The organism is Mycobacterium sp. SMC-2 (genome assembly GCF_025263485.1).
Taxonomy (GTDB): domain Bacteria; phylum Actinomycetota; class Actinomycetes; order Mycobacteriales; family Mycobacteriaceae; genus Mycobacterium.
Genome location: NZ_CP079863.1, coordinates 3,856,744 through 3,869,304 on the forward strand (window position 1 = coordinate 3,856,744; position 12,561 = coordinate 3,869,304).

Sequence of the window (12,561 nt, forward strand, 5' to 3'; positions counted from 1 at the left end):
CTCATGGCTATTCGTCGTCGTCCATCAGCGCGGCGTTGACCAGATCCTCGAGGTCCATGTCCGCGATATCCTTCTCCGAGGTCACCGCGGCGGCCGGCGACTGTCCGTCGGCTTCATTTGCCAACGCCAGCAACAGCTCCAGCACCCCCGCCTGTCGCAGTCGCTTGACCGGAATCGATGCCACGGCGCGCTGAATCTCGGCCTCGCCGGGCGCGGCGGCCGGGCTCTGCTGCTCGGCTGCGCCGACGAGTTCGCGGTGCATATATCCGGCCAGCGCGGCGGAGTTCGGGTAGTCGAAGATCAGCGTGGGTGACAGCGCCAGGCCGGTAGCGGATTTGAGCCGGTTGCGCATCTCGACCGCGGTCAGCGAGTCGAAGCCGAGCTCCTGGAATGCCCGGTCCGGGTCGATGGAATCGGGGCTGGAATTGCCGAGCACGGTGGCGATGTTGGCCCGCACCAAATCCAGCAGCACCGCCTGTTGCTCGTCCTCGGGCAATCCTTCCAGGCGCTGCAGCAGAGCCGATTTCGACTTCGCCGCGGCCAGCGAGTCGTCGACCTGACGCCGGGTGGGCGCGTTGATCAGATCAACGAACATCGGCGGCAACGTTCCGCCGTCGAACTTGACCCGCAGCGCGGCACGGTCGATGTGGGCAGGCAACAGGAACGGCTCGTCGACGATCAGCGCGGTGTCCATCAGTTCGAGCGCCTCGTCCGAGGACATCGCGACGATTCCGTCACGGCCGAACCGCGCACGATCGGCGGCGCCGAGCGCGCCGGTCATGGCGCTGGCCTGATCCCACAGTCCCCAGGCCAGAGACATCGCCGGCAACCCGTGGGTGCGCCGGTGCACGGCCAGCCCGTCCAGGAACGAGTTTGCCGCCGCGTAGTTGGCTTGGCCCGAGGCCCCCGCCAACCCGGCCATCGACGAAAACATCACGAACGCAGACACATCCAGGTCGCGGGTCAGCTCGTGCAGGTTCCACGCCGCATCCACCTTGGCCCGCAGCACCGCCTCCACTCGCTCCGGAGTGAGCGAGGAAATCACCGCGTCGTCGAGCACGCCGGCCGCGTGGATCACCCCCGACAACGGCCGCTGCACCGGGATATCCGCGATCACCTTCGCCAGCGCCTCGCGATCGGCGGCGTCGCAGGCCACCACTTGCACCTGGGCACCGGCGGCGCTGAGTTCCGTCACCAGTTCCGCGGCCCCGGGCGCGTCCAGGCCGCGCCGGCTCACCAACACCAGGTTCCGCGCGTCGTGGCGGGTCACCACGTGGCGGGCCATCGCCGAACCCGCCATCCCGGTGGCACCGGTGATCAACACGGTGCCGGCCGCCCAGGCGTCCGGCATGTTCATGACGACCTTGCCGACGTGGCGCGCCTGGCTCAAGTACCGCAGCGCGGCCGGCGCGCGTCGGACGTCAAACCTGGTGACCGGCAACGGCCGCAGCACGTCGTCACCGAACAAGGCGGTCAGTTCGTCGAGTATCTGCGCGATGCGGTCCGGCCCGGCCTCGAACAGGTCGAAGGCGCGGTAGCGCACGCCGGGGTGCTGCTGGGCGACCGCCTCGGGGTCGCGCATGTCGGTCTTGCCCATCTCCAGGAACACGCCGCCGGGGGCCACCAGCCGCAGGGAGGCGTCCACGAAATCGCCGGACAGCGAATCCAGCACCAGGTCCATGCCGCGCCCGCCGCTGACCGCCCGGAACTTGTCCTCGAATTCCAGGCTGCGGGAATCCGCGATGTGGTCATCGTCAAAGCCCATGGCCCGCAGCGTGTCCCACTTGCCGCGGCTGGCGGTGGCGAACACCTCCAGACCCAGGTGGCGGGCCAGCTGCACCGCGGCCATACCCACCCCGCCGGTGGCGGCGTGCACCAACACCCGCTGGCGGCGCTTGGCCGCGGCCAGGTCCACCAACGCGTAGAAGGCGGTGGCGAACACCACCGTGGTGGTGGCGGCCGCGGTGTGCGACCAGCCCGCCGGCATCTTGGCGAGCAGGCGGTGGTCGGTCCTGGCGATCGTGCCGGTGCCGTCGGGGAACAGGCCCATGACGCGGTCGCCGATCGCGAAACGCCTCTCGCCCGGGCCGGTTTCCGGCCCAATTTCCACGACGACGCCGGAGGCCTCGATGCCCATGACGGCGTCCGGATCCGGATACAGGCCCAGCGCGATCATCACGTCGCGGAAGTTGGCGGCCAGGGCCGACACCGCAACCCGTACCTGTCCGGGCGCCAGCGGGGCGTCGGCGTCGGGGATGCGCTCCAACCGCAGGTTTTCGAAGGTGCCGTAACTGCTCATGCCGAGTCGCCACGGTCCGTCGGTCGGGGGCACCAACAGGCCGCCGACGGCGCGACTGCCATGCACCCGGGCGGTGTACACGGTTGCGCCGCGCAGCAAGACCTGCGGCTCACCGGCCGACAAGGCCGCCGCCACCGACTCCTCGTCCAACGGGCCGTCGGTGTCGACGAGCAGGATGCGGCCCGGGTGTTCGGTCTGCGCCGACCGCACCAGTCCCCACACCGCCGCGCCCGCCAGGTCGGTGACGTCCTCCCCCGGCAACGCCATCGCGCCGCGGGTCGCCACCACCAGGGTGCCCGCCCCGTCGCGGGCCAGCCACGACTGCAGCACCGGCAGCACCGCGCGCGTGGCCGCGTACACGTCGGCCACGACATCGTCGACCATCGGTGTCGACTCGAACACCACCGCCGACGGTTGCGCCTCGGTGTTGTCGAACTCCGTTGCACCCCAGGCGGACACCGAGACGGGCTGAACGGAGGTCGACCGCTGCGCGGACCAGATGACCTCGAAGAGCCGGTCGGGTCCCGAACTCGACACCGCCGCCAGCAGCTGCTGGTCGGTGACCGGCCGGGCCACCATCGACGCCACCGAGAGCACCGGCAGCCCCAGCCCGTCCGCGAGTTCGATCGACACCGCGGACTCACTCACCGGCACGATCCGCGCCCGCACCGCCGTCGCTCCGGCGGCGTGCAGCGACACCCGCTGCCACGAGAACGGCACCAGCATCGAGCCTTCGGGGAGTTCGTCGCCGTCGGACGCCAGGATCACCGCGTGCAACGCGGCGTCGAGCATCGCCGGGTGGACGCCGAACCCCGACGGCGAGACCCCCGCGTCGGCGGGCAGCGTCACTTCGGCGAACACCTCGTCGCCGCGACGCCACATCGACGTCAGCCCGCGGAAAGCGGGGCCGTATCCATACCCGCGCTCGGCCAACCGCTCATAGCCGTCGCCGACATCCACCGGGGTGGCACCGATCGGTGGCCACGCCGACAGGTCCGCGCTCGGCTGCACCGACCCGGCGCGCAGCACACCCTCGGCGTGTAGCGACCAGCCCGAACCCGCGTCGGCGCGGGAAAACACCGACACGGCGCGGGCACCCGAGTCGTCGGTGTCGCCAACCACGACCTGCACCGCGACCGAGCCGGAGCCCGGCAAGACCAAGGGGGCGGCCAGGTTCAGTTCCTCGACCACGCCGCAACCCACTTCGTCGCCGGCACGGATAGCCAGCTCCACAAATCCAGCGCCGGGGAACAACACCACACCCCCGACGGCGTGATCGGCCAACCAGCCCTGCGCACTGGGCGACAACCGGCCCGTCAACACCACCCCACCGGACGCCGGCAGGTCCACCACCGCGCCGAGCAACGCGTGCTCGCCGGGCGCGAGCCCCAAGCCCGCGGCGTCGACCGTGGCGTCGTCGCCGGACAGCCAAAACCTCCGGCGCTCAAAGGCATAGGTCGGCAGCTCAACGAGACGGGCTTTGCCGATCACGCCGCGCCAGTCCACGTCCATCCCCGCGACGAATCCCTGCGCGACCGCGTTGGTCAGGGCCACCGGTTCCGGACGGTCCTTGCGCAGCGCCGACATGGTGACGATCGGCGCGTCCGGAAGCGACTCTTCGATCGACGCGGTCAGCCCGCTGCCGGGACCGACCTCGAGGAAGCGGTTTCCGCCCGCCGAGTGCACGAAGCGCACACTGTCGGCGAACCGCACAGCTTCGCGGATATGCCGTTTCCAGTAGGCCGGCGAAGCGAAGTCGTCGCCCGCCAGCTGCCCGGTCAGGTTCGACACGACCGGTATCGTCGGTTTGCCGATGGCGAGCCCGGCTGCGACCGTGCCGAATTCGTCGAGCATCGGCTCCATCAACGGCGAGTGGAACGCATGGGACACCGCCAACTGGTGGACGCGGCGGCCGTCGGCGCGGAGTCGGTCCGCGAGCGCGGCCACCTTGTCCTCGGCGCCCGAAATGACCACCGACGCCGGCCCGTTGACGGCGGCGATGCCCACGCCGGCCTCTTCGGAGGGCACCAGCAGCGGCCGCACTTCCTCCTCGGTGGCCTGCACGGCGATCATCGCCCCACCCTCCGGCAGGGCCTGCATGAAACGTCCGCGGGCGGCGACCAACACGGCGGCGTTCTCCAGCGACAGCACACCGGCGACGTGCGCGGCCGACAACTCGCCGATCGAGTGGCCAAGCACGAAGTCGGGGTGCACACCCCAGGATTCGAGCAACCGGAACAACGCGACTTCCACCGCGAACAGCGCGGGCTGTGCGAATTCGGTGGTGTTGATCAGGTTTTCGTCGTGGCCCCACATGACTTCACGCAACGGCCGCAACAGGTGCCGGTCCAGTTCGGCCACGACCGTGTTGAACGCCTCGGCAAACACCGGGTAGGCGGCGTGCAAGCCCATGCCCATGCCGAGCATCTGGGCGCCTTGCCCTGGGAAGACGAAGACGGTCTTGCCGCCGGACGCCGAGCCCTGGACCACCGACCCGACCTGACCCGCGGCCAACTCGTCGAGGCCGGCCAGCAACTGCTCGCGATCACCCCCGACGACCACCGCGCGGTGCTCGAAGTTCGACCGGCCCGCCAACGACCACGCCACATCACCGGCATCGAGCTCGGCGTGCCGGCGTAGGTGCCCGGCGAGCCGCTCAGCTTGGGAACCCAACGCCGGCAACGACTTCGCCGATACCACCCAGGGCAGCACGGGCGCATTGACGGGTTCCACCGCAGGCGCGGACTCTACCCGTGCCGCCTCGATGATCACATGCGCGTTGGTGCCGCTGATGCCGAATGAGGACACCCCGGCCCGGCGCGGACGAGTCGCCGGCCAGTTCCGCGGTTCGGTCAGCAGCGACACCGATCCCACCGACCAGTCGACGTGCGGACTGGGTTCGTCGACGTGCAGCGTCGCCGGCAGCAGGTCGTGGCGCATCGCCAGCACCATCTTGATCACCCCGGCCACGCCGGCGGCGGCCTGCGTGTGGCCCATGTTGGACTTGATCGAGCCCAGGAAGAGCGGCTCGGCACGGTCCTGTCCGTAGGTGGCCAACAACGCTTGGGCCTCAATGGGATCACCCAGTGTGGTCCCCGTGCCGTGGCCCTCGACCACGTCGACCTCGGCCGCGGACAGTCCGGCGTTGGCCAGCGCGGCGCGCACCACCCGCTGCTGCGACGGACCGTTGGGCGCGGTCAGGCCGTTGGAGGCGCCGTCCTGATTGATCGCCGAACCCCGCACCACCGCCAGCACCGGGTGACCGAGCCGCTGCGCATCCGAGAGGCGCTCCATGACGAGCATGCCGCCACCTTCGGAGAATCCGGTGCCGTCGGCGGCCCCCGCGTACGCCTTGCACCGGCCGTCCGCGGAAAGCCCGCGCATGCGGCTGAACTCCACGAAGATGTCGGGTGTGGCGTTGACGGTGACGCCGCCGGCCAGCGCCAGATCGCACTCGCCCGACCGCAGCGACTGCGCCGCCATGTGCAACGCCACCAACGAGGACGAGCACGCGGTATCCACCGACACCGCGGGGCCTTCCAAGCCCAGCACGTACGAAATACGGCCGGACGCCACACTCGACGACTGCCCGGTCAGGCGAAAGCCCTCCGCGGCCGCGCCGGCGCCCATGCCGTAGCCCTGGGTGTACACCCCGGCGAAGACGCCGGTCGCGCTACCCCGCAATGCGCCGGGTTCAATTCCGGCCCGCTCCAAGGCTTCCCAAGACAGTTCGAGGAACATCCGCTGCTGCGGATCCATCGCCAGCGCCTCGCTGGGTGCGATACCGAAGAAGCCGGGGTCGAAGTCCGCGACACCGTCGACGAAGCCGCCGGTGCGGGTGTAGCACGTGCCCGGGACGTCGGGATCCGGGTTGTAGATGCCGGCCAGGTCCCAGCCCCGGTCGGTGGGGAACTCCGAGAGCACGTCGCGGCGCTCGATGAGCATCTGCCACAGGTCCTCCGGGGAAGTCACCCCGCCCGGGTAGCGGCAAGACATGCCGACGATCACGATCGGGTCGTCGCCGACGGCGCGAACGACCGGGGCGGTGGTGACTTCCGGTGAGACCCCGGCGAGTTCGCTGCGGATGTAGCCCGCCAGGCCGTTCGGTGTCGGGTAGTCGAAGATGAGGGTGGGTGAGAGCGGCAGCCCGGTGGCGGTTTTCAGCCGGTTGCGCATTTCGACGGCGGTCAGCGAGTCGAAGCCCAGGTCCTGGAACGCCTTGTCCGGGTCGATCGCCTCCGGGGTGGTGTTACCGAGGACGGTGGCGATGTGCGAGCGGACCAGGTCCAGCAGCACGGCGTGCTGTTCAGGTTCGGGTAGCCCGTGCAGACGATGCGCCAGAGCCGATTTCGACTTCGCGGCCACCAGCGAGTCGTCGACCTGACGCCGCGAGGGCGCCGCGACCAGGTCGGCGAACATGGGTGGCACCGCGGCGGCGTGGGCACGCAGGGCACCCAGGTCGATGCGGGCGGGCGCCAGGAACGGCTCGTCGACGATCAATGCGGTGTCGAACAGTTCCATCGCCTCGTCCGACGACAAGGCCAAGATCCCGTCGCGGCCGAGCCGGGCGAGGTCGGCCGCGTCGAGCCCACCGGTCATGGCGCTGGCTTGATCCCACAACCCCCAGCCCAGCGAGATCGCCGGCAGCCCATGAGCCCGCCGGTGCGCGGCCAGTGCGTCCAGGAAACAGTTCGCCGCCGCGTAGTTGGCCTGGCCCGACGACCCCACCAGGCCGGCCATCGACGAGAACATGACGAACACCGACAGGCCGCGATCGCGCGTGAGCTCGTGCAGGTTCCAGGCGGCATCGACCTTGGCGCGCAACACCGCATCGACCCGCTCCGGGGTCAACGAGGTGACCACCGCGTCGTCGAGCACACCGGCCGCATGGATCACCCCGGTCAGCGGATGGCTGGCCGGGATGTCGGCGATCACGGAGGCCAGCGCCTTCCGGTCGGCTGCGTCGCACGCGACGGCGCGCGCCCAGGCTCCGGCTTCCTCCAGTTCGGCGACCAACTCGGGGCATCCGGGCGCGGCCGGACCGGTGCGGCTCAGCAACACGACGTTTTGCACACCGTGCTGGGTCACCAGGTGGCGGGCCAGCGCCGAACCCGCCATTCCGGTTCCACCGGTGATCAGCACGGTCCCGGCGGCCCACGCGTCGGGAATGGTCATGACGACCTTGCCGACGTGGCGGGCCTGGCTCAGGTACCGCAACGCCGTCCGTGCGCGTCGGATGTCGAAGGTGGTGACCGGTAACGGCCGCAACGCACCGGCCTCGAAAAGTCCGGCCAATTCGATCATCCACTGGTGCATCCGGGGACGGCCAGGCTCGAAGAGGTCGAAGGCGCGGTAGCGCAGGCCGGGATATTCCTGGGCGATCACGCCGGGGTCGCGGATGTCCGTCTTGCCCATCTCCAGGAACACGCCGCCGGGGGCCACCAGCCGCAGGGAGGCGTCCACGAAGTCGCCGGCCAGCGAATCCAGCACCACGTCCATGCCCCGGCCACCGGTCGCCGCCCGGAACTTCTCCTCGAACTCCAAGCTGCGGGAATCCGCGATGTGGTCGTCGTCGAAGCCCATGGCCCGCAACGTGTCCCACTTGCCACGACTGGCCGTCGCGAATATCTCGAGACCCAAATGCCGGCCCAACTGCACCGCGGCCATCCCGACACCGCCGGCGGCCGCATGCACCAACACCCGTTGACCCGGCTTGACATCGGCCAGGTGCACGAAGGCCATGTACGCGGTGGTGAAGACGGCCGAGATGGCGGCGGCTTCGGCGTACGACCAGTCCGGCGGCATCGGCTGCAACAGCCGGATGTCGCCGGCGACCAGCGTGCCGCTGCCGTCGGGGAAAAACCCGTAAACCGAGTCGCCGACTGCGAATTCGGTGACGCCCGGGCCGACTTCGACCACCACGCCGGCGCCCTCGCCGCCGAGCAGCGCGTCGTGGGTGAACATGCCCAGGGTGATCATGATGTCGCGGAAGTTGGCCGCGATCGCGCGCAGCGCCACCCGAACCTGGCCCGGCTCCAATGGCGCGTCGGCGTTGGGAACCGGCTCCAGCCGCAGGTTTTCAAAGGTGCCGGCGCTGCTGATGCCCAGCCGCCAGGGGCCCCCGCCCGGAGGCACCAGGAGGTCGTCGACCGCACGGCTGGGCCGCACCCGCGCCGTGTAGACCTGGCCGTTGCGCAGCAATACCTGCGGCTCCGCGGCCGCGAGCACCGACGCGATGGCCTGTTCATCCAGCGGCGCATCGGAATCCACCAGGACGATGCGGCCGGGATGCTCCGTTTGCGCCGAGCGCACCAGACCCCACACCGCCGCGCCGGGCAGATCGGTGGTGTCCTCCCCCGCCAATCCGATTGCGCCGCGAGTCGCCACGACCAGCACGCCGGAGTCGCGCTCGGTCAACCACGACTGCACCGCGGCCAGCGCCCGATGGGTGCGCTCGTAGGTCGCCGTGACCGGATCCTGTTCGGTGGCAACCGATTCCAGAACCTCGTAGGACGGCGCCTCGCCGGCGGCGCCCGGCGCCGCCGGCGACCACGCCACCTCGAACAGCCGCTCAGGGCCCGAGCTGGTCACCGCCGCGCGCAGCTGCCGCTCGCTCACCGGGCGGGCGACCATCGCGCCCACCGACAGCACCGGCAAGCCCAGCCCGTCGGCGAGCTCGATCGAGATCGCGGTGGTGCCGTCGGTCGGCGCTATCCGCGCGCGGACCGCGGTCGCACCCGCGGCGTGCAACGAAACGTCTTGCCACGAGAACGGCAGCATCACTTCGACGGGCCGGCCCGCCGCCTGCTGGGCCATGATGACGGCGTGCATCGCCGCGTCGAGCAACGCCGGGTGCAACCCGAACCCGCTGGCGCCCCCCGCCGCGTCCGGCAGCCGCACCTCGGCGAACACCTCGTCGCCGCGGATCCACGTCGCGGTCAGCCCCCTGAACGCCGGGCCGTAACCGTAGCCGTGCGTCGCCAGCTGGTCATAGCCGTCGGCCACGTCCACCGCGACCGCGCCCTCGGGCGGCCACACCGACAGATCGGCGCTGGGCTCAATCGAGCGGGAGCTCAAGATCCCCTCCGCGTGACATACCCACGCCGAACCCGCGTCGGGGCGGGAGAACACCGCGACGGAGCGCCGTCCCGATTCCTCGCTGGGCCCCACAACCACTTGCACGGCAACCGAACTGGAGGCGGGCAGCATCAGGGGTGCCTGCAGTGTCAGTTCGTCGACCACCGAACAACCGACTTCGTCGCCGGCCCGGATCGCCAACTCGACAAACCCCGCGCCCGGGAACACGGCGGCACCGGAGACCGCGTGATCGCCCAGCCAGCCCTGCAGGCCGGGCGACAAACGACCCGTCAGCAGCACGCCGTCCGAAGCCGGTAGCTCCACCACCGCGCTGAGCAACGCGTGCTCGCTGGTACCCAGCCCCAAGCCCGCTGCGTCAGCCCCGATGCCCTCGCCGGCCAGCCAAAACCTGCGCCGGTCAAACGCGTACGTCGGCAGCTCCACGAAGCTCGCCCCTGCCAACACACCGCGCCAATTCACGCTTACGCCCGCCACGAATGCGGCGGCGGCCGACGTCAGGAACCGCTCGAGGCCGCCGTCGTCACGGCCCAGGGTGGGAATCACGATGGCCTCGGAGTCGCCGGCTGAGTTTTTCAGGCAGTCGTTGGCGGTGCCTTCGATACCGGCGATCAGCGCGGGATGCGGACTGGACTCGATGAACGTGCGGTATCCGTGCTCGCACGCGGCGCGCACCGCCTGGTCGAACTGCACGGTCTGCCGAATGTTGCGATACCAGTACGCGGCGTCCAAACCGGCGGTGTCCAAACGGTTTCCGGTTACCGTGGAAAAGAAGGCGACGCGCGAGGTCCGGGGCTCGATCCCGGCGAGGACCTCAACCAGTTCATCACGAATGGCCTCGACCTCGATCGAGTGCGACGCATAGTCCACGTCGATCCGGCGGGTGCGCAGCTCGAGATCGGCGCAGAAGCCGACGAGTTCGTCCAGCGCGGCCACATCGCCCGATACCACCACCGCAAACGGGCCGTTGACGGCCGCGATGCTGACACGATTACCGTAGGGCGCCAACAGTTCCCGGGCGCGCTCGGTGCTGCACGCGATCGACAGCATGCCCCCGGAGTGGGCCAGCGACCGCAGCAGCCGGCTGCGCAGCGTGACCACCCGAGCGGCATCACGCAGCGAGAGGGCGCCGGCGACATAGGCGGCGGCGATCTCGCCCTGTGAATGGCCGATCACCGCGTCCGGGCTGACTCCGACCGATTTCCACAGTTCGGCCAGCGACACCATCACGGCGAAGAGCACCGGCTGCACCACGTCCACGCGGTCCAGACCCGGAGCGCCCGGGGCGCCACGCAGGACGTCGATCAGCGACCAGTCGACGAATTCCGCGAATGCTTCGGCGCACGCGTCCATCTGCTGCGCGAATACCGGTGCGGTTTCCAGCAATTCGATTCCCATGCCCAGCCATTGAGAGCCTTGGCCGGGGAACACGAAGACGTTCTTGCCGGCGTGCACGGCGGCGCCCTGAATGACGGCACCGGCCGGGTCGTCACCGGCCAGCTCATCCAGCCCGGCCAGCAACCGGTCTCGATCGCCACCGACAACGACGGCCCGGTGCTCGAAGGTCGCGCGGCCCGCCAGGGACCAGGCCACGTCGGCGACATCCATGGGCTCACCATGGTCACGCACGTGTCCGGCCAGCCGGGCGGCCTGAGACCTCAACGCCGACAACGATTTCGCCGACACCACCCACGGCACCGCGACGGGCTTCGGGCAATCCTCCGACGGCTCGGGCGCTGGAACCGCTTCGACGATGACGTGCGCGTTGGTGCCGCTGATCCCGAACGAAGAGATGCCGGCTCGTTGGACCCGGCTCGCCGGCCAGGGCTGCGCCTCGGTCAGCAGCGACACCGATCCCGCAGACCAATCGACATGCGGGCTGGGCGCGTCGACATGCAATGTCGGCGGCAACATTTCGTGGCGCATGGCCTGGACCATCTTGATCACACCGGCCGCGCCCGCCGCGGCCTGGGTGTGACCCATGTTCGACTTGATCGACCCCAGCCACAGCGGCTCCGACCTATCCTGGCCGTACGTCGCCAACAGGGCCTGGGCTTCGATGGGGTCGCCCAACGTGGTGCCCGTACCGTGGCCTTCCACGACATCGACGTCGGCCGCCGACAAGCCGGCATTGGCGAGCGCCGCGCGCACCACCCGCTGCTGCGACGGACCATTCGGCGCCGTCAACCCGTTGGACGCACCGTCCTGGTTGACCGCCGAGCCACGCACCAGCGCCAGCACCGGGTGGCCCAGCCGGCGCGCGTCCGACAGTCGCTCGACGACCAGCATCGCGCCGCCCTCCGACCAGCCGACGCCATCGGCCGCTCCGGCATACGCCTTGCACCGGCCGTCCGGGGCCAGCCCCCGGTGGCGGCTGAACTCGACGAAGACCGTCGGCGTGGAGTTCACGGTCGCGCCACCGGCCAACGCCAGGTCACACTCGCCCGAGCGCAACGACTGCACCGCCATGTGCAACGCCACCAACGATGACGAACACGCCGTATCCACCGACACCGCAGGGCCCTCGAGCCCGAGCACGTACGACACCCGACCGGAGGCGACGCTGGAGGTCATCCCGGTCAGGCGGTAGCCCTCGATCTCTTCGGCGAGCATGCCGTAGCCCTGGACGATGAGGCCGGCGAACACCCCGGTCGCGCTGCCTCGCAGGCCGCTGGGGTCGATCCCGCCCCGCTCCAGCGCCTCCCAGGAGAGTTCCAGCAACATCCGATGCTGGGGGTCCATCGCGAGCGCCTCGCTCGGAGCGATCCCGAAGAAGGCCGCATCGAAGTCGGCGACACCGTCGACGAAGCCGCCGGTGTTCGCGTACGTCTTGTGGCGCGCGTCGGGGTCCGGGTCATACAGGCTCGCCAGGTCCCAGCCGCGATCGGTGGGAAACTCCGTGATCACGTCGCGGCCCTCGGCCACCATCTGCCACAGGTCTTCTGGTGTTTCGACCCCGCCGGGGAAGCGGCAGGACATGCCGACGATCGCGATCGGCTCGCTCGACCGCTCCAGCAGCGCACGGTTGGTGCGTTTCAGGCGTTCGACCTGGACCAGCGCCTTGCGCAGCGCTTCGGTCGCATGCTGGAGTTGATCCACCATCACTACCTCTCGCCTAACTTTGGCCGTCAGCTGCCCCGATGCGACTCTCGCCGAGTCACGGAAAT

1 protein-coding gene is annotated in these 12,561 nt (G+C 70.0%); it reads right to left on the minus strand.

Features of this window, described 5'->3' with window-relative positions; translation table 11 throughout:
- Positions 1-7 precede the first annotated feature (7 nt).
- Positions 8-12,496 carry a type I polyketide synthase gene (locus tag KXD96_RS18055; protein WP_260738373.1) on the minus strand — a complete coding sequence of 4,163 codons (12,489 nt, stop codon included), beginning with the start codon at positions 12,494-12,496 and terminating at the stop codon, positions 8-10.
- Between the last annotated feature and the right edge of the window lie 65 nt (positions 12,497-12,561).

What these genes read in the sequence shown, in the direction of transcription:
- KXD96_RS18055 (WP_260738373.1), bottom strand. Translation starts at nt 12,496, where the DNA reads ATGGTGGATCAACTCCAGCATGCGACCGAAGCGCTGCGCAAGGCGCTG.